General features: G+C 62.3%; 19 protein-coding genes. 8 read left to right on the top strand and 11 right to left on the bottom strand.

The features are described 5' to 3' along the window. The first annotated feature begins 127 nt into the window (after window positions 1–127). Window positions 128–418 carry a DUF4333 domain-containing protein gene (locus A5625_RS02300; protein ID WP_232003359.1) on the top strand — a complete coding sequence of 97 codons (291 nt, stop codon included), beginning with the start codon at window positions 128–130 and terminating at the stop codon, window positions 416–418. A gap of 131 nt (window positions 419–549) precedes the next feature. Beyond that, a complete protein-coding gene (locus A5625_RS02295; RefSeq protein ID WP_066988755.1) occupies window positions 550–795 on the top strand; it encodes a hypothetical protein in 246 nt (81 codons plus the stop codon). A 55-nt stretch (window positions 796–850) separates the two neighbouring features. On the opposite strand, the gene A5625_RS02290 is transcribed toward A5625_RS02295, so the two are convergent. From A5625_RS02290 to A5625_RS02255, 8 genes are all read right to left on the bottom strand, one after another. Further along, window positions 851–2,626: an AAA family ATPase gene (locus tag A5625_RS02290; protein ID WP_066988754.1), complete on the bottom strand. Its 1,776-nt coding sequence runs from the start codon at window positions 2,624–2,626 to the stop codon at window positions 851–853. Window positions 2,627–2,720: 94 nt separating this feature from the next. Continuing rightward, on the bottom strand, window positions 2,721–4,745 hold the full coding sequence (locus tag A5625_RS02285; protein ID WP_066988753.1) for a hypothetical protein: 2,025 nt from the start codon (window positions 4,743–4,745) through the stop codon (window positions 2,721–2,723). Beyond that, a complete protein-coding gene (locus tag A5625_RS02280; RefSeq protein ID WP_066988752.1) occupies window positions 4,739–7,339 on the bottom strand; it encodes an ATP-binding protein in 2,601 nt (866 codons plus the stop codon). Before A5625_RS02280 ends, A5625_RS02285 begins: the two co-directional genes overlap by 7 nt. Continuing rightward, the gene (locus A5625_RS02275; RefSeq protein WP_066988751.1) at window positions 7,336–7,701 is read right to left on the bottom strand and encodes a hypothetical protein; all 366 of its coding nucleotides are present in this window, start codon (window positions 7,699–7,701) and stop codon (window positions 7,336–7,338) included. The genes A5625_RS02280 and A5625_RS02275 overlap by 4 nt, the downstream gene beginning before the upstream one ends. Then, complete coding sequence (locus A5625_RS02270; protein WP_066988750.1) at window positions 7,701–7,994, bottom strand: hypothetical protein; 294 nt, start codon at window positions 7,992–7,994, stop codon at window positions 7,701–7,703. Before A5625_RS02270 ends, A5625_RS02275 begins: the two co-directional genes overlap by 1 nt. Window positions 7,995–8,012: 18 nt before the next feature. Further along, window positions 8,013–8,945, bottom strand: a complete 933-nt coding sequence (locus A5625_RS02265; RefSeq protein WP_232003357.1) for a conjugal transfer protein — start codon at window positions 8,943–8,945, stop codon at window positions 8,013–8,015. A gap of 28 nt (window positions 8,946–8,973) precedes the next feature. Next, entirely contained in the window at window positions 8,974–10,092 is a 1,119-nt protein-coding gene (locus tag A5625_RS02260) for a hypothetical protein (protein ID WP_156747864.1), read from the bottom strand. Further along, the gene (locus A5625_RS02255; RefSeq protein WP_066988747.1) at window positions 10,085–10,441 is read right to left on the bottom strand and encodes a hypothetical protein; all 357 of its coding nucleotides are present in this window, start codon (window positions 10,439–10,441) and stop codon (window positions 10,085–10,087) included. The genes A5625_RS02260 and A5625_RS02255 overlap by 8 nt, the downstream gene beginning before the upstream one ends. 80 nt (window positions 10,442–10,521) lie before the next feature. Here A5625_RS02255 and A5625_RS02250 point away from each other — a divergent pair, with 80 nt between their 5' ends. Further along, the gene (locus A5625_RS02250; RefSeq protein WP_066988746.1) at window positions 10,522–11,022 is read left to right on the top strand and encodes a hypothetical protein; all 501 of its coding nucleotides are present in this window, start codon (window positions 10,522–10,524) and stop codon (window positions 11,020–11,022) included. Window positions 11,023–11,036: 14 nt separating this feature from the next. Here A5625_RS02250 and A5625_RS02245 read toward each other — a convergent pair whose 3' ends face one another. Further along, on the bottom strand, window positions 11,037–11,708 hold the full coding sequence (locus A5625_RS02245; RefSeq protein WP_066988745.1) for a hypothetical protein: 672 nt from the start codon (window positions 11,706–11,708) through the stop codon (window positions 11,037–11,039). A 648-nt stretch (window positions 11,709–12,356) separates the two neighbouring features. Between A5625_RS02245 and A5625_RS02240 the strand changes: the two genes are divergently transcribed. Beyond that, window positions 12,357–13,439 (top strand): IS110 family transposase, encoded by a 1,083-nt coding sequence (locus tag A5625_RS02240; RefSeq protein ID WP_082984228.1) that lies wholly within the window; start codon window positions 12,357–12,359, stop codon window positions 13,437–13,439. Between the two features lie 1,461 nt (window positions 13,440–14,900). Here the strand turns inward: A5625_RS02240 and A5625_RS02230 are convergent. Together A5625_RS02230 and A5625_RS28910 are read right to left on the bottom strand one after the other, a co-directional pair. Then, window positions 14,901–15,485 carry a 2-keto-4-pentenoate hydratase gene (locus A5625_RS02230; protein WP_156747860.1) on the bottom strand — a complete coding sequence of 195 codons (585 nt, stop codon included), beginning with the start codon at window positions 15,483–15,485 and terminating at the stop codon, window positions 14,901–14,903. Between the two features lie 471 nt (window positions 15,486–15,956). Then, window positions 15,957–16,115, bottom strand: coding sequence for a hypothetical protein (locus A5625_RS28910; RefSeq protein ID WP_156747858.1), 159 nt, complete (start codon window positions 16,113–16,115; stop codon window positions 15,957–15,959). A 415-nt stretch (window positions 16,116–16,530) separates the two neighbouring features. Here A5625_RS28910 and A5625_RS29455 point away from each other — a divergent pair, with 415 nt between their 5' ends. The 4 genes from A5625_RS29455 to A5625_RS30630 are packed head-to-tail and all read left to right on the top strand — an operon-like array spanning window position 16,531 to window position 17,588. Further along, a complete protein-coding gene (locus A5625_RS29455; RefSeq protein WP_066988742.1) occupies window positions 16,531–16,770 on the top strand; it encodes a hypothetical protein in 240 nt (79 codons plus the stop codon). Next, the gene (locus A5625_RS30640) at window positions 16,719–17,102 is read left to right on the top strand and encodes a DUF3500 domain-containing protein (RefSeq protein WP_082984227.1); all 384 of its coding nucleotides are present in this window, start codon (window positions 16,719–16,721) and stop codon (window positions 17,100–17,102) included. The genes A5625_RS29455 and A5625_RS30640 overlap by 52 nt, the downstream gene beginning before the upstream one ends. After that, window positions 17,039–17,455, top strand: coding sequence for a DUF3500 domain-containing protein (locus A5625_RS30635; RefSeq protein ID WP_197515936.1), 417 nt, complete (start codon window positions 17,039–17,041; stop codon window positions 17,453–17,455). The genes A5625_RS30640 and A5625_RS30635 overlap by 64 nt, the downstream gene beginning before the upstream one ends. Further along, the gene (locus A5625_RS30630) at window positions 17,358–17,588 is read left to right on the top strand and encodes a DUF3500 domain-containing protein (protein WP_082984226.1); all 231 of its coding nucleotides are present in this window, start codon (window positions 17,358–17,360) and stop codon (window positions 17,586–17,588) included. The genes A5625_RS30635 and A5625_RS30630 overlap by 98 nt, the downstream gene beginning before the upstream one ends. Window positions 17,589–17,696: the final 108 nt, after the last annotated feature.

Below are 17,696 nucleotides of genomic sequence, written 5' to 3'. Positions count from 1 at the left end.
GGGGCCCGCTGCCCGTTGTCAGCTGCACTTACGGCGACAGAGCCCAGCCACGCACCGAACTCTTCGAGCCTGCGCGCGCCGCACGAAGGCGCCGCTGTATCTGGGCGTGGCCCTCACTGTGGCCGTCGTGCTGTTCGCCATCGTAGGATTTTGGGCCCCAGGCCTTTTCGTCACCAAAGAACTCGCCGTCACCTCCGTTCAGGCCGACGTTGCACGGATCCTTTCCGATCCCAGCGGCTACGGCGCCAAGAACGTCAGCAACGTCACCTGCAACGACGGGCGCAACCCCACCATCACCAAGGGCGGCTCCTTCAGCTGCCAAGCAACCATCAATCACATCGCGCATCAGTTCCTGATCACCTTCACCGATGACGCAGGAAGCTATGAAATCAGCGCACCCAAGGGCACCAAGGTCTGACACCCCAGGCGCCAGCACCCGCCGATGATCGGCGAGCGCGGACAGTTCCTCACAGCCTGAAACGCACGGCCAACTGAGCCCACCGCTGTCGGTGCAGCATCACCCCGAATCCCTGAGGAGACAACCACACCGTGGAACTGCTAGTGCTGCTCCTCAAGGTTGCACTGATCGCCTTCAACATCGCAGGCACTGCTGCGCTGATTCTGCGCGCGGTTCGACGCTCGCGCGCCAACCGGCGAGATCCTCGGTGGAACGCACACCGCGGTCGCGGGCAGCCAGGATATGAGGCGATGGTTTATGGTGCGATGCCGAATACACCACTACCCGAATGGGCCTTCTGGGATGACGAGGACACCGATCTAGACGAAACCGATTGACCTGCAGCAGATCCCGTTGCACCGATAGCAACCATGGCGGTCGCGGATCTGTCGCCTAACCCGTCGCCGGGCGCGACTCGGCAAGCGCACGCTGCATGTCATCGACGCTAACATTCAGTACTGACGGGTCGGTGCGCACGAGTTGATCCAGATCTTGTGGATCAGGAGCCACCCTGTGTAGTCGGCGGGCTCGTTCACGCCGGCACGCCACCGCCACTTTGCGGGCGTAGCGTCCATTGCCGGCCACGTCGAGCATGGTGCCGCTCTCATAGGGTTGAGACCGCAGATGAGTTGCTTCCGCACGCAGCATGTCCCAGGCGGCGTCGTCGACGACCAGACGCTCTTTGCCGGCCAGATGGCGTCCGATCGCCACGATCTCATCGGGTGTGTAGCTGTTAAACGTCAGCGTGAAATGGAATCGGCCGGCCAGGCCGGCGTTGGCCTTGAGAAAGTCCCGCATTTCCTTCGGATAGCCCGCGACGATCACCACCAGTTCGTCACGGTAGTCCTCCATGTACTTCAGTAAGGTGTTGATCGCGTCAACACCGAAGGAGTGCCCCTCTGTTTTAGGAACCAGCCGGTAGGCCTCATCGATGAACAGCACGCCGCCGCGCGCTTCCTCGCACACCTCTTTCATCTTGGCCGCCGTCTGGGAGACGTAGCCGATCACGATGTCTTCCTCGGTCACCTCTTTGACGTCGGGGCGCGCGATCGTGCCCAAACCAAAGAGCACTTCTCCGACAACGCGAGCGAACGTCGTCTTGGCAGTCCCCGGCGGGCCGAGAAACACCATGTGGTTTTCGTTGCTGGTGGCCCCGCCGTCGCCCTGCTCGGCGAGCAGTTGCTCGATCTGAACCTCGGTGCGCCACACCGCAATCTGTTCCTTGGCGTCTTCGAGACCGATCAACTCGTCGACGCGGGCTTGAGCTCGGTTGAGGACTTCTTGGCGCTCGCTGGCCAGGGCCGCGGCCGCTCGGGCGTCGCGGCTCGTTTCAGTCGCCGAATCCCACTTGTTGGTGCGCGTGGCGATGGTTTCAGCATCAGTGGTCACGATGCGATAGTCAGGTTCCTCGAGGGCCTTGCGTGCCTGCGGGATCACCACGCCGTCGATCGTAGCGCTGCGGAAGGCTTCATCGGCCGCGTCGAACTCGCCCAGCTCGCGCAGGCACCACCCCTTGGTGAGCGCCAAATCTGCTGCAATATAGGCGTTTTGGGTGGATATTTGGTCCATCAGGTCTAGTGCTGCCTGCGCTTGTCCCAGCGAGGCCAACGCCATCGCGCGCAGGGTTTGGGTTGCGGCCAACACGTCGTTGGGCACATAGGTGGCGATCGCCGGCGGACACACATCAGTGACCGCGCACAGATCCGGCCAGCGCTGGGTGGCGTGATACAAGGCGGCGGTCACGAACTGTCGCCAGGTTGCCGCTTGCGCGTCGGCGGCCAGCTCGCTGTCGTTGAGAACCGTCATCGCCTGCTCGAAGTCACCCGCGCCAATGAGGGCACTGGCAAAGGCCAGAGCGATGGTGCCTCGTGACCACACCTGCAGCTGCAAGTACAGCGGCGCCGGGACCACGGCTTGCAGTGCGCCATCTTGCTGGCCGATGCGGCGGGTTTCGCGATAAAGAGCCCGCGAGTTCAGATACGCGCCGGCTAAGGCGTCAACGCTGTGATCGCCGCACGCCAGTCGACCCAGCCAGGCATCGGTCATGGCCGGGTTCTGGTCGGTGATCTCGGCGAACGCCCGCTGGGCCGCTGCGGGGTCGCCCGCGCTGAAGCGATTGATCGCCGCATCGAAAGCGCGCCGTTGTTCTGTGGGGGAAGTCGTGGTCATCGGGCTCCCCAATCGGCCTGTCGTCTAGCGCTCACCGCTCCCTCTTCCACAGGTGCCATCGTAAACGCCCCGGCGTACTGCGAGAACGGCATCGTCAGTGGCCCGAGATGGGATCGACCGCCGCCGGGGGTTCGTCGTCGGGCGGCGGCCCGGTGTGATCCTCGGGCGGGGGTGCAGGCGGAAGCGGAATATCGCTGGAAGTGTGATCGGCGTATGCCCACAGTGGTGGTGTGGTGTCCCAACCGGTGTTCGACGCGGCAGCCGAATGGGAACTGGTGGACTGGAGTTCGGCGACTGCGCCCGGCTCTGCGGCCGCTGCCCAGCGGGTGTCGAGGACCGCTTGCCCGGGGGCGTTTATCTGCCCGGCGGTCCGGCCGCGGGGCTGGCGTTGGGGGCGGCGGCGAGGGTCTATTCCGGCACCGGCCTTGGCGATCAGTTGGTCGATCTCCCCGGCTGCTGTGGTCGCAGCGACCGCAGGGTGGGCGCCTGCGGCCGCTGCGGTCGTTGACGTCTCAGCGACCGCGGAGGGCTGTCCTGAGGCCGCTGCGTCGCTTTGCGCTGCTGCGGGAACCGGCGCGAAGCCTTCGTGAGGTTGGCCGAGGACGTCTTCGGGGTTATTGATTGATGATTGCTCGTCGAGCTGTTCCCAGGGGGTTTTGGTTTTGCCGCGCAGGCCGCGCAGGCCACCTAGCGCTGCTGAGCCAGCACCGCGTAGTCCGGCGTGCATGGCCAAGCCCATCGCGACGTCGCCGGCGCGGCCGAGCAGACCGCGACCGGGGTGTTGGCCCTGTAGGTCGGCGCGGATATGGCGGAGGAGATACAGCGCCGCCATCGAGGCGCCGGCCATGATCAGCACATGCGCGAAGGGGTTGCTGCCGCCTAACTCGGCGGGCAAGGGGCGGGAGATGAGGCGTTCGATCGCCAGCCCCATCACGCTGACGAAAGTGACGAACACCATGACTTCGATCGGGTGTTTAAAGAAACGCCACACAGTGGCTTTGGCGTGTTCTTGCGCCGCTCCGGAGATGCCGCCGGCGAACACGCTGGGCAAGAGTTTGGCGGTGGTGTACATCGCTTTGAGTGACACCGTGAATACCGACGCTCCCGCGGAAATCATGAACCAACCAAACAGAAACGCCGCGGCAACCAATATCAAGCCGCCGAAAGTGTTCGAGCCGTCAAGGTTTTGGGCGTAATGCACAGCGGCTGCATCCCCACAGCGGGCCATTGCTTTGATCGGACCGTCTGATACGCCTTGGTGTAGTGCTGCGGTGTATTGCGCTGCGCACCCGGGCTTTGTGTCTACGACGTGGCCGAAGTTGAAGACTTGCAGAGGCTCTCGTACGACGTGGGTGATGAGACTCGAGGTGAGGGTGTCGACTTGACCGGTGAAACCACCGCTTGCGCCGATAGCGCCATTGTGGGTGAACGCTTCTGCGGTGCTAAATCCCATGCTGCGGCCGAACGCCAGCATGCCGTCGCTGCCGTACATCATTCCGGCGGGGTCGGAGAATACGGTGATGGCCAAGGCCGGCATCATGATCGCCAGCAGAACCATCGTCCAGCCGCGGCCAGCCTCGCCCCGCCGGATAGCCAACACACCCATGAACACCCCGAGCGGCACCGTGAGGGCGACCAGACCCCACCGGGTGGTGACGGTGATGACCGCGTCGGTGATTGCTTTGGCGATCTCACCAAACACTGTGAGCCAGTAGGTTGAAATGGTCAGTTTCATGATCCACAGCGATAAAGCGATGATCCCGATGAAGGTGGCCGCCTCGGCGGTCAAGATGTTGGAGGCTGCGAAACCTGTCGACATCACCTCGAGAGCGTGGATGACCCAAGGGAACCAGGAACTAGGATCATGAACTTGGGTGTCGGGGCCGCCTTGGGTGATCTGATCAGGGAGGCTGGCCAGCGACAGGTAGAAGTCGCCGATAGGAACACCGTAATTATCGTGCAGGCCAGTCCAATTGAGCACGGCGGCGTTAGTTGATGCGCTTGCTCCCGGGGCCAGTGTGACCGCGAGGGTTGCCAGGAGCTGCAATAGTGCATACACCTTGAGCGGGCGAGCCACACGCGGATGGCGCAGCAGCCAGTACTGTGCTCTGGCTAGCATGCGCTGATCCTGTGGCGTTGCCGTTTACGGTGCGGGTTGGTGTCATAGAGCTCGGCGAGCTCGCGGGTCGGGGCGCCGAACAACTTGACTTTGCCCCACCCGCCGAATTCGTCGAGGTACCACGCTTCACCTTCGCGGCCGGGAATGACTTTGCCGTGGCGGCTGTCGATCGAATCGTCGCCGTAGTTGGGCATCGCCGCGGGGCTGGTGTTGCTGACGTAGTCGTTGCGCAACTGTGGGTGTCGGTCGAGGTCGCGGTTGCACCACAGCAGCGTGTCCTCGGCGATCGCGGCATCTTTGAAGCCCAGGCAGAGCCGTTGCTCAATGTATTCGTCTTCGAGTACACCAAAGTCATTTCTGGGTGACTGGCTGATACCCAGAAACAGGGTCCATGCCTTACGTCCTTGGCGGATCACGTTATTCGCACAGCGCTGCCCGCCAGGAGAATGCGTCCACGCCGCGCACTCCTCGACGACCAGGATGTCTGGCTGGGTGTCGCGAGAAAAGAACAGCGACTCGGCGAGATCGGCAGCCATGCCGTACAACGCTTGGGCGGCGCGCTGACTCGGGGTGGTTTGGTGGTGAAGATGGGCTTGGTATTCCTCGGTGACGGTCGGCAGTTTGAGGCCGCCGAAGTTCCAGATGACAAGCTGCTTGGACAAGTCCGGCAGCGGCAGGGTGTCATCGAACATCGGTGCCAGCAGGCGCTCGGCGCGTAGCCCTTCCAACGCGATCAATAAATCGTCGTCGACGCTGACGCGGTCGGCTCTGCTGCGGTCGGCTAACAGCCCGATCAGCTGATTGAGGCAGCCGATACCGTTGATGTGACGTGCGGCCGGGGCGAGCAGCCCTTTGAGTCGCGACGCCTGGGGGCTCAACGGGGAGAATTCCATTTGCGGTAGCAAATGGTCGACAGTGCGCTCCGCGGCGTGCTCGAACGGGAAAATACGCAGTCCGTCAAGGCTGAATCTCGGATTCTTGGGGTCGATGACGACCTTTTTATTGTCGTCAAACGTGGAAAGCGCCTTTTGGTGTTCTCGCGCCTCGGTGGGGTCGATGAGATGGATTCCGGCACCCAATTCCAGCCATGACCGCACGAGGTTTTTGGCGCATTGCGACTTGCCGCGTCCCGGGGATCCTCCGATGATGAGGTTGCCCGGATTTTCCCGGCCCGGGGCGCCGATCAGGTCGTTGAGAACGATCTCGCGCAGGCCCGGACTCGTGATGGTCTCCCCTAGCGGGACCCCGACGTTGTTGCCGAGGCTGGTGGCCAGCAGGGGTACGAATTTCGCGAACGCGTTCGTGGTGGAGGGGTTTCGGATTTCGTGCAGTGCGGCGGTGGCTTCGGTTCCTGGATTAAGGGCGCGCCATAACGTGGTCTGGCTGCCGCGTCGGCGTTTGAGCTCGAGGCGTTGGGTGCGATAGCGGCGGATCACTTCTGCGATTGCGCTGTCGGCGGCCTCAGGGTCAGCGGCGGCGGCGGTGACCACGACCGCGGCGTTTACGCCGCGCTCGGCGCTGCCCTGCTTAAGGGCGGAGGCCAGTTGCCTGCCGGAGACGAGTTTGCGCAGCAGCTCGTCGTCGCTGTCGGCGTGGCGGCCACGTTGGCGTGCCTGATCTTTGATGTTGGTGATGACGTTGTGTGCGGTGGCCACGGCCACTTCTGCGGTGTCGAACGTGAAGTGAATGGTCCAATCCAGGGTGATACCCGGCTGGGTCACGTCATCGAGCACTTTGAAGATGGTTGCGCGTGGCCAACGCAGACCGGCGTCGGGCCATTTTTCCAGTCCGACAATGGCTTGATAGGAGTCGGCCACAGCGTCGTCTGCGTGCCGATATGTGCGCAGGAAGATGTCGGCCTCCGTGCGGGCGGCGCGCCATCGCCGACCTCGCAGGGCGGCCGCCGAGGGGTCTTTCCAGACTGGGGTAAACGCTGATCCGGGTAGCCGGGCATCCGGATTATGGGGCTGATTAGGAATGGGCTTTTGCCAACTATGGCGGCTGGCGGTGTAGTTCCAGTGCCACCAAATCTGTTCCACACTCACTGGTTTGGCGAATAGCGCCGGCGGTAGTTTGGCGACCATCGTGGCGGCCAGTTGGCGATAGTGCGCCAGTGCGGCGGCGCTGTCTTTGTCGCGGCCGATGATGGAGTCGAGGCGGCGCTGCCATCCCCCTGCCGTGGTGGCCCCGGACAGGCCGTAATCCAACGGGAGACTCAGCCAGTAGATGCGGCGACGCGAGTTGCGGGCATGTAGGGCCGGGGCCCAGCGCTGACAGTGCTGCACCCACGCTTCGGCGTGTTGGGGCATGGCAGTTGCGTCAATGACGTTGTCAGGGTGCAGGTCTGGGTGGGCATAAATCATGCGTCGGGTGATGTTGCGAGTTGACACCGGCGCCGTCAGGCCGCTCAGGATCGAGCCGGAGGGCAGACTTCGGAGGAGCTCGGCGTGGGTGTCGGCGACAAGATCCTGGGATTCTTTGGGCAAGAAGATGAAAGGCAGACCCGATAACAGGTATTCGGCGTAGACCCCGCTGCGGGTGAAGCGTAGGTTGCCGACAGCCTCGATCGGTCCGGCGTCGGTTGTGAGAGTCATTGTGGCGTAGCCTGGTTCGGTGTTTGAGCGTGGTGTGAACACACCACCAGCGGGCGTAAGTCGGCCAGCCAGAAGTGCAGCCGTGTGCGCAGTGAAGGCCGCGCCGCAGGTAGCTTGGACAGGGCCCAGACTCCCGCCGCGGTCAATACGGTGCCGATGGCACCGATGGTCAAGGCGTTTCCGCTTTGCAGGTTCAGCGTCATCAGTGAGGTTGTGACCACGAAGCCCACCAGCAGTGCGGCGGTGTCAGGAAGCCGCCAGTTCTCCTTGAACGGCAGGCGAAATCCGTCTCCGGAGTCGCCCAGGTAAATCGGAAGATCGCGTTGGTCCGACCACACTTTGGCCGGTGTCTCGTCGGCCACTACTGTCCGTACGGGTTGGGTACGTTGACGTGGTTGCTCACCCCGTGGCTTTGGAACTCGTGGGTGAACAGTGCCGCGATGCCCGCGGACAAGAAGATCGTGACTGATAAACCGATCACCAGGAACTGGTGGGTCATGCCCGCCCCGGCGCCTTCTTTGCTCGCTTTGCCCAAGGTGGCGACGGTGCCCACCACGAGTGCGGCCGCCGCGAGCAGTCCTTCGAGCATGTAGGCCAAGGAGGTGCCGGACGTGAAGAGACCTGCGGCCAAAATTTGTACATGAGTTGCGTTCACGAGGATCTCCTTGTTGTGCTACTTGTGGTTTGAGGCGGCCGGAACAGGGTCGCTGTTATCACTCAGCTGCGGTATTAAGTCTATGGCCGTGATCATCCAAGTTCCGCCGTTATTTTCTACCGTCAACGGGAAGGTGAAATTGATGGTGGCAAACTGCGATGTTTGCGCGATGACTCGCGCTCGGAGGTGAAGGCGCGTCCCCGGTGCTGGCGCGTCAGGAACCTCGGTCGCGGTGTCGGCGTTTTTGATGACGACGCTTTGATAGCCGCCGATCGGTTTGATCCATGAGTCGGCCACCACGTAGCGGTCTAGGCCGGCCGTGGCGGTCAGATACGTGTTGATGAATCCGCTCACTACGGGATACACCGGGTTACTAGGGCTCAGGGGGTGGTCGTAGCCTTCTTTTACATCCGCGCCAGAGCCGGGGTCGCTCATGGGCACCGGCCAATCCATTGCGCGAGGTTGGTAGTGCCAAACCGCCACGGGCACACCGTAAAACGCGGTGCTCGCTTCCGCCGAGGCGTAGGTGCGCTGTTGGACGACTACTACAACCCCATACAGGTCGACATCACCGGCCGAGCCGTTGGGCACGACCGACCACACCTTGGGAGTGTTGATGACCGCTGGCGCCGGCGGAGCCGACTGCGCGGCTGCAGGAACCGTCTCGGCCTGAGGAAGCGTGATGAAGCGTTGCAACGTCGAGTGTTTGGAGCCCGGTGTGGTCAACACCGCGGCAACGAAATCGGCGGCGAACTGACCGGCCGCGGCACGCTGATTATCAACACGATGGGCGATCGCGGCGACGTCGCTACTGTCGGGATGGGATGCGCTGAAAAAGACCTTCACCGATGCGGCGAAGCCGAACACCGCAAACAGCGTCACGACCGCCATCGCCGCCTGACGCAGATGGCCCCGCCCGCGGCTGATGCGGCGCTGCCAGGTCCTCGACATTGTGATAGTGCTCATCAAGCCGTTCCATCTAGTTGGGCGAATGGCCGAAGAATTGCAGTTGGCTCATCGCGAAGGTGGCATCAACTGGGCTGCTGGTGGCGCCGCCACTGACCGGATCAGCCGGTGGCGGGGCCGCCGGGTCAGAGCCAGAGGCTCCGATGAGGGAATCCACCAGCCCACTGGGGGGCATCTCGCCGGGCGCGGCGGTGCTGGGCCCAGATACCTGCGTGGTCGGCAGGGGATTGGCCGGCGGGCGATCGGTGTGCAAGATGATGACATCGACACGCGAGACCAGCACCTTGCTGGGCAACGTCACCGACACCGGCCCGTGGACACTGTGTGTGTCCACGGGCAGCGGATCAGTGACGAGTTCATTGCCGTTGAAAAAGTTGAACTGCAAGTTGGTCACGACCCGGTGCTGCAACCATTCATCCTTGCCGCCTTGGGTTTTCGCCACCCACCCCGGAGTAACCGACAGTGAGTTGAGCATGTAACTGCATGCCGACTTCGGCCGCGACGGATCGCAAATGAACTGCACATGCAGTACTTGGCCATCTAACCGGCTCTCCTGGGGTCCACGACCGCACACCCACGCCGAATCAGACGCGGTGTCAGTCAACGCCAGCGGTGAGCGGGCCGCGAGCTGCTCACCCGCACCCCCGTCCGGGGTGCAACTGGTCGTCCACGGGGTAAACGGCACGGCTTGATCCTGTTGCGGCACAGCAGCACTCGTTGTCGGAACGGCTGCGACCGGGGCGATGGCAGCGTGGTGCTGCGGCGGCGTCACCGGGTCGGGGCCGCCGCCAAATCCAACGAATGCCATCACGATCACAATCGCCACCACGACGGCCGCTAACCCCAGCCACGCGGCTGTTCGCTTCGCCCCACGATTGACGTCTTGACCGGTCTGTTCGCCGCCGCCAGTGGGTTCGTCGAGTTCATGCGGTGCCGGACCAGTACCGGCCTCCACAGCGGCTGTGACGGAGCTGTTGTCGTGATCGCCCAGGTCCTCGTCGACGTCAGTCGGTCCCTCACCGTCAGATGGATTCGCCGGTGGCGCCGAATGATCGGTCGAGGCCAACGCTGGCCCGTCTTCTAGTAGTTGCTCGAGCATCCAGTCTTGAGCCGACACGGTCCCCTCAGCCATGGCGGCCATCGCCCATGATCACGTCACCATCGATGACTGGGTGCTGGCGCGATGCCTGTCCTTGCGCGTTCATCCACACCGGGACAAGCACCCAGGCTGTAGGGTGCGCTGAGGTCGGCTGGCTGGTAGACGCTAGCGGCCCGCCGGTGACAGTACTGGCCGCAGGCAGGGTTGCTACCGGTGCCCCAACTCTATGTGCGCGCCGATTGCGCAGCCGCGCGGTCACGATAACGGCGAGCAGGACAACGACGAGGGCTGGCCAGGCCCTGGCTAATACCTGGACAACGGCCAGCACGGTGGCCACCGTCCCCAGAAAACCCATGCAGACGAAGGCGATCAATATTCTCATGATGCGACCCTAGCTTTCGGACGTGACAGAAATCCGGGGTCGAAATCTGGTATCAGATTTCGACCATTCGGTGCGGTAGGGTGCGAGATATGACCGCTCCAGCTGAAGGAATCGACCGTCTCATCTATTTCGTTGACGCTCGGCTGGCGCAGCTGAAGCTGTCCAAGGCGGAGATTCGTCGGCGCGGCGGCCCCGTCAACGACACCCTGAGCAAAATCCGCGGCCGGCAAAGCCAGAAGACTCCCACGGTCGCGACCTTGCTGCGCTTGGACGCTGTTTTGGGATGGCATCCTGGCTCGTCGGCCGTCGCTTTGGTCGGTGGCTACCCGGTGAGCATCCTTGCCCGTCGCAAATCGGTGCAACAGAGTAAGAACCCGTTGCAGCCTCTGGATGAAGACGAGATTGGAGAGCGGCTCACCACGCAGCTGCGCGAAGAACTCGACCGGCTCGAGGAGGACCGCGCGGCCGTCGATCGGCGCATCGAGCTGCTCCAACGCGTGATTGCCGAGCTGTCTCCAGATGAGAAGTTGGTCGCCGAATACGACGCCGCCACGCTGCTTCCCGACGCAAACACCGCGTGACGTGTTGCCCACGGTCACGGTCGTGTCCTTTCGCCCGGCTCGTGCAACGGCCAGGAGTCGACCACCCCTGGCCCCGTCATGTCGTAGGCACCCAAAATGGCCGCCGCGTCCTCGGCTGTTATCGGCCTTGTGACCGGAGTCAACGGCCACCACTGGTCAGATCCTTCGACGGCAAGCCAGCCCTCGGCGATGCCATAAAAACCGGCGACCGTGGGAATCATGACGAGCTGTAAACACAGCCAGGGCAATACCGCGACTTGGCCGAATGATCCGGCCGGGTCGTAGACGAGTTGCGAAATCAGCAGCGTCAGCGCCGCTAACGCCGCCCCAGCCCACAGCATGGCCGCGACCGGAAAACCACACAGCGTCCGCGGAATCAGACGGACCAGCGCGCCCTTCAACAACCACCCTGCCGCCCACCCGATGGGGAAAATGACGGCGGCGGCCGCAACAAAGGCAAGCTCCGCGTGCGCGGCCCGTGACTTGGTGGCCCGCATCCACAGCGGATCTATCCGGGTGTCGTCGTGTGGATCGGGTACCGCCGAGGTGCGAATGCGCTGCCGTTTACGCACGATCCGTCCCAGCTGTTCGGCACGGCGGCGCTGGATCGTGGACCACCCTTGGTGGTAAGCGATCCATTCTCGCCGGACGTCATCGAAGCGGTCCGGAGGCAGGTCAACGGCCATATATCGAGCCTAAAGCGCCCAAAGGCGCTCTCCTGCACTAATTTTTTGGGTCGGCAGCGGCCCATGCGGCGTCCCGGTGCGGCAACAGCTTTTGGTGTATGACTGGTGGCTTCCGCTGCTGCCAAAGCGAAGTTAGGCTGACGACGTCTATCACCGCGACGGGCTACTTAGTTGATTGCCGGCCGATAGGTTGTGCTTGGGACGAGAATGCTGCCGCTCGGTGGAGGACAGCTGGTGTGGCCTTTCGTGAGGTCACTCAGCAAATGCGTTGGCCGCCGCATTAAGCGGTTGACGTGCCCCGCTCACCCGGGGTTTGGCTTATCGTTGTCATGCCGGCTCGGGCGCGCACCATACAAGGCTGCCGACCCCGGGGTGAGCGGCGACAACGGTCAGTGAGTCCCGCTGTGGTCTTCCGGCATGACCGGCATGGCGATAGGCTGGAGCGGACCTCATCACCGAGTATGGGCCCTACTCACTCCTGCCGGTCCGCGGGCTGCGCCACTGACGGGAATGCCATCGCTCGGCGGAGATGCTGGCGCAACGATAACCAGCACCAGGGCTGCTTATCATCGGTTTGCCAACTCGCGCAGCCCATTCCGGAGCAACGCCCGGTCGTTTCTTTGCAAAATTAGGCGAGGGACTGCTGTCATGACGGTCATCGGGGTCGACGCACATAAAGCCACTCACACGATGGTCGGGGTCGATGTCGGCGGGCGCAAACTCGCGGAGCTCACCGTTAAGGCAACAACGGAAGGACATCTCAAAGCGTTGGCCTGGGCTCGCCGCGCATTCGGCGCCGATCTGGTTTGGGGCATCGAGGACTGCCGCAACTTGTCGATGCGACTCGAGCGCGACCTGCTCGACGCCGGCCAACGGGTGGTGCGCGTTCCACCCCGGTTGATGGCACGGACTCGCGCGTCGGCGCGGAGTCGGGGAAAATCAGATCCGATTGACGCATTGTCGGTGGCGCGGGCGGTTTTACGCGAACCCGACTTACCGGTGGCCAGCCACGACCCGGTTTCGCGCGAGCTCAAACTGTTAGTCGACCGCCACGATGACCTCGTGTCGCACCGCACCGCATTAACCAACCGACTGCTATGGCGAGTGCATGAGCTCGATCCGCTGCACGCACCCAAAGCCGGCTCACTCAGCCATGACAAACATCAAGAGGCGCTGCGGATATGGCTCGAAGCCCAACCCGGGTTAGTCGCCGAAATCGCTCGTGACGAGGTGGCCGAAATCATCGCCGTCACCGAAGTGCTCAAGATACTGGAAAGGCGTATCGCTGCAGGTGTGCGACTGGCGGCACCCTCATTACTTAGCGTGTACGGATGCGCGGCACTAACCGCGGCCAAACTCGTGGGCGAAACAGCTGGCGTTGGACGATTTCGCAACGAAGCCGCCTTCGCTCGTCATGCTGGCGTGGCCCCCGTCCCGCACTCGTCAGGTCCGAGAAATGTACGCATCAAGGCGAGCAAGGGCGGGAACCGGAAAATCAACGCCGCCCTCTACCGCATCGCAATGACCCAAATTCGTCACGGTGCGCCCGCTGAGGCCTACTACCGAGCGCGTCGCGAGTCGGGTGACACCCATGCTGAAGCCATCCGCCGCGTCGAACGTCGCATCGTTCGCCACGTGTTCAAACATCTCCAACGCGACCAACTCAGCACTAACGGCACGGTCCACGACCGGGCGTCAAGCCCTCATCAACCACCGGCCAACATCTCATAAGTGTCCGCCTTTGAGAGCCCGCCGCGTCCGGCATCGAATCGGTACGCGGCGGGATATCGGCTAGTTCCACCACGGGACTATCCTGGAGTGGCCCTGACCGTCGGCCGTCTGGCTTGCATGCAGTATGCCGCCCCGGGTTTGTGCTCTTCTACGTACTGCCGGCGTTCATTGCGTTCGAAACCAAACGGAGGCAGCACGTTTGAGTCGATGTGCCGGTGTCGAGATGCAACGAAGATTGAACAAGAACGCCAAGGTACTTTGACAAGATTCGGGCGCGTCGCGGGAGCTTGTTAATCTTCGCTGCAAAACGCCAGGTCAGCTCCTTTTGCGTGACCACTGGAGTTAGTCCCACGCTCGCGACATTAATCGGGCCGGCCCTCCGCGGGTCAGCGAGTGCGCGCCAATAGCATTAAATTGCAGCGCCGCTTGCGAGTCTGAAGACTGAGCTGGCCAACGATGGGGAGGGGCGGATGATCTCAGCGTTTGAGGAATCCCAACACCTCGGCCATCTTGGTGCAGGTGCATAGGCCTCGTCGAGAAGTTTCTGCGGGAAGAACTGCGTAGGTTACTCCCACTGGCGCACTTAGAGTTCGAGGACTTCGTGCAAGACTTCCTAGTCGACCGCATCAAGCCGCTCACAGCTGCGCTGCTCAGCCAGGCGATGGGCGACGACTCCCTCGCGAAGCTCCTGCGAACTTCGATCAAGAATTGGCTGACGACCGCGCACGAGAGACCGGTATCGGGCATATCCGCCGCACGATTGAGAAAGCGCTGAGCGCAGCACCGGATTTCGAACGCGTCGCAGATGGCGAAGCCGGTGCTGGAAGATGGCGAATGACGGGCACCGACGCTCAACCGTGGGCTGGACGCGTCGACGACCAGCCTTCCGGGCATTAGCGGGTGTGCCAAATCGCGATGGATGCCCCGCTCAGAATGTTTCTATCGTCCACTGCCCGCGTCAGAGATTCGCTCGACGAGCCGCTTGGTGGCGTCGATGAACTGTGGCACGTTGACTCGGGCCGCGACCTTCCAAGACCCCTCAATGTTGACGTACTCCGCTGCGCGGCCGTCCGAAATTGCGCAATATCAGACCGTTGGGGTGGCTCGCCGTCAGCCGCGATGAGCGACACGATCGCGTGCGTGCGGGCGTGCGGAGTCGGCACTCCAATCGATGAGAATGAAGTTGTTGACGATATGCAGAGTGGTGCGTCGTCCTTGCGCCCGACGGCCAGCATAGAACTTCGCGATCGCCGCTTTGCCGTCGAATCGACCGCCGGGCAAACCCGACATCGAAAATAGCGTTTTCACAGTAGAATTCCGCGGCTCCTTTCCCCGCGTTGAAATCGACGTCTTCCCAATAGGCGCACTCCATTGTCCACAAGAAGTTCTGCACAGCGGCCGCCTCAACCCATCTGTCCGTCTCGACGCTTTTTAGCCAGTTCACCGAACGCTCGCCGTCCATCACCGTGCGCCTTGGGCAGTAAACCGCACTCCGACAGTCCCCAATGAAGAAAACGTCGCCCTTGCACTCGCGGCACCTTCGTCCACCGTCAGCGGGGGAATGAGGCATCCCGTCATCACCAGCATCCCTGCTTTCAGACCGAGGTCGAACTCGGCGAGGTGACGTGCGATCGCGGCCACCACATTGAACGGGTGACCCATCGCCTCCACGCCGGCACCCGAAGCGAGGTTCTGGCCGTCCACCTCCATAATCGCCGCTTCCACCCGGAGGTCGGCGACACTGCCGGGTTCTCGCGGTGTTCCCACCACGATGAGCCCATCGGTTTTTTGAGTCGCGATTGCGTGCTGCTCACTGCGCTGCTTGGCAACGGTGCTCGGTGACCAGGGCGCGATCTCTATCGCGGGGCACAACGCGCCGACGGCCTTGGCGACATCGAACGCATTGACATGGGTGCCCTCGAGATCGGCGTCCAACCGCACAGCGATTTCGGCTTCGAGATACGTCGAGCCGGACTTGATCGCGTACTCTGCGCCATCCTGGGCAAGGTTGGAGGCCAACAGCGTCCCCACGACCGGGAAGGGCATTCCGGGTAGCACTGCCTTAGCTGCCCGCCCTGTCCCCGCCGCCTTATACCCAACGATCCGGTTCCCGCGTTCAACCCGGCGGCGCATACATTCGAATTGCAGCGCGTAAGCATCCAACACAGAAACGTTGGTATCTTTGCTGAGCACGTCGACATGGGGCTCAGCCCATGCGTCGTATTCCAGCAAAAAGTCCACGAGCTCTTGGTTTATCACTGTAATCTCTGCCCCACTCTCGGTATCCCTTGCTCTCCATGACCGTTTGCTAAGTGTCTATATTCCGTTATCGCCCCCTTGGGTGCCCGCATAATGTGCCGACGCGATGCTGAATAGGGAGGCAGGCGGATCGCGCGGGGAGTGCCAACGCCACCGTGCAGCAACGCTCAGGGGACGCGTTCGGATCACCGTCTGCCGCAACCATTTTCGATGGATCCGTTAACCCAGGCCGCAATCCCTGGTGGGTGGGGTTGCAACTCACATCGCGGCGATGACAGCGGCTTCGATGCTGCCCTGCACGCCAATATCTGGGGCGTAATAGAACATGGACCAGCCCAGCCTGCGTAGCTCTGGCACTGCCTCGGCAAGGAGTTCGGATTGGAGCCGGCAAGAGCGCTTTTGCCCCACGGCAGTCATTAGCGCAGGGGCCCACGACATTGATGTTATACACGGCATTCTGTGCAATGTCACCGCACGGGTTGTGTCGCAGCGCGGCGGTAGGAGACGATCCTCTCGTGCGACGAGTCGATAACCGTACGCCGTGATCTTCGAGAAATGAGAGGCTGGCGCTGATCTGCGGTGTGCCATTGGGCGGTTAGCAGAGCCACGGCGCCGCCGTCCTCGACGAGTTTGCGGGCAGCTGCCACGGTAGTTGTGGTGCGCAGGCCGCAAGTGTTCAACCGGCCGGCCCCGATTGACCTACACGCGCCTAACGCGGCGATGCAAGCATCAGCCCCGGTAGACGTGTGGTCCACAAAGTGGACTGCTTGACCGCAATCCAGACCCCGCGTTAGTTTTGTGCGGTCAAGTTTCTTGTGCTGGAAGGCGATGAATGGCCGCGCGCTTTAGGCAGTTCGTGTATCCCCAACATCCGCTACTCGCCGGACTCGACAAGCTCACGCCGCTCGAATACGCCGACGTGATGCGGCGTACGCCGATCCGTCGCGACGCCATCAACCGCTGGATGGAGCTCTTCGAGACGACATCGTTCAAGGGGATCACGTCCGATGGCAACATCATTTGCGCCTCGAGTACCTCGAGGCGTCGAAACTTGCGTTGGTTCTGGCCCTGATCAAAGCGGCCGTTAGCGAGAAGGGTTACCGCAAAACCATTGACCTGATGAGGATCAATGAATTTCTGGGCAAGATCGGCGTGCCAAACGCGATCAACTTCGGAAGCTGCAACATCAATATCTTCGGGACACCATCGCTCGAGCAGCCATGGGGGTGGAACTTTTGGGGACACCACGTATGTCTGAACACGCTTTTTCTCGGAACGCAGCAGGTGTTCACCCCAGTGTTCTTTGGTGCGGAGCCCCAACGAGGTCGACGAGGGCGAATATGCGGGGACGATCGTGTTCCTCGACCAAGATCGCACGGGCCCTGGACCTGGTGCAGTCATTAACACCAGATCAGGCCAGGAAGGCAATCCTTTTTCATAACAAGCGCGATCCCAGCATGCCGCCCGGCCGAATCGCCGTCGGCGACGAGCTACACCTCGGTGGCTGCTTCCAAGACAATAGTCCCCACGAAGGCGTCAACGCCCGGGATCTCACCGAAGTGCAACGCGGCCGGCTTGTGGACATCATCGAGCTCTTCCTCGACTATCAGCCCCAAGGTCCACTCGCCGCTCGTAGTGCCGACGTCCGTAAACATCTCGATGACACGTGGTTCTGCTGGATCGGCGGTACCGGCGACGACGAGGTTTTTTTACTACCGTATCCAAAGCCCAGTCATCATAGTCGAATTCGACCATAATTCAGGACTCGCACTGTCGAACCCGGAATGTGAACGATTCCACATCCACACCCTCGTTCGCACTCCAAACGGAAACGACTACGGTGTCCAACTCGTCCGGGCTGCAACGTCGACGCCACCGAGGTTGGTTTAGCGCACTTGTCCGACCCGCCGCTGATGCGTGCCACCCAACTGGCGAACCGACCCCGGACAGAACGATGGCCCACAATACGGACTAGGCGACTCTGGGCTCCGTCGATAT

The sequence above is a fragment of the Mycobacterium sp. 1465703.0 genome, from assembly GCF_001672975.1.
Classification (GTDB): domain Bacteria; phylum Actinomycetota; class Actinomycetes; order Mycobacteriales; family Mycobacteriaceae; genus Mycobacterium.
This window is presented reverse-complemented; position numbering and strand designations above follow the sequence as displayed.

Coding starts and splice junctions, on each gene's coding strand:
- A5625_RS02290 (WP_066988754.1), bottom strand. CDS start 2,626: ATGACCACGACTTCCCCCACAGAACAACGGCGCGCTTTCGATGCGGCG.
- A5625_RS02285 (WP_066988753.1), bottom strand. CDS start 4,745: ATGCTAGCCAGAGCACAGTACTGGCTGCTGCGCCATCCGCGTGTGGCT.
- A5625_RS02280 (WP_066988752.1), bottom strand. CDS start 7,339: ATGACTCTCACAACCGACGCCGGACCGATCGAGGCTGTCGGCAACCTA.
- A5625_RS02265 (WP_232003357.1), bottom strand. CDS start 8,945: ATGTCGAGGACCTGGCAGCGCCGCATCAGCCGCGGGCGGGGCCATCTG.
- A5625_RS02260 (WP_156747864.1), bottom strand. CDS start 10,092: ATGGCTGAGGGGACCGTGTCGGCTCAAGACTGGATGCTCGAGCAACTA.
- A5625_RS02255 (WP_066988747.1), bottom strand. CDS start 10,441: ATGAGAATATTGATCGCCTTCGTCTGCATGGGTTTTCTGGGGACGGTG.
- A5625_RS02245 (WP_066988745.1), bottom strand. CDS start 11,708: ATGGCCGTTGACCTGCCTCCGGACCGCTTCGATGACGTCCGGCGAGAA.
- A5625_RS02240 (WP_082984228.1), top strand. CDS start 12,357: ATGACGGTCATCGGGGTCGACGCACATAAAGCCACTCACACGATGGTC.
- A5625_RS02230 (WP_156747860.1), bottom strand. CDS start 15,485: ATGCCCTTCCCGGTCGTGGGGACGCTGTTGGCCTCCAACCTTGCCCAG.
- A5625_RS28910 (WP_156747858.1), bottom strand. CDS start 16,115: ATGACTGCCGTGGGGCAAAAGCGCTCTTGCCGGCTCCAATCCGAACTC.
- A5625_RS29455 (WP_066988742.1), top strand. CDS start 16,531: ATGGCCGCGCGCTTTAGGCAGTTCGTGTATCCCCAACATCCGCTACTC.
- A5625_RS30635 (WP_197515936.1), top strand. CDS start 17,039: ATGCGGGGACGATCGTGTTCCTCGACCAAGATCGCACGGGCCCTGGAC.
- A5625_RS30630 (WP_082984226.1), top strand. CDS start 17,358: ATGACACGTGGTTCTGCTGGATCGGCGGTACCGGCGACGACGAGGTTT.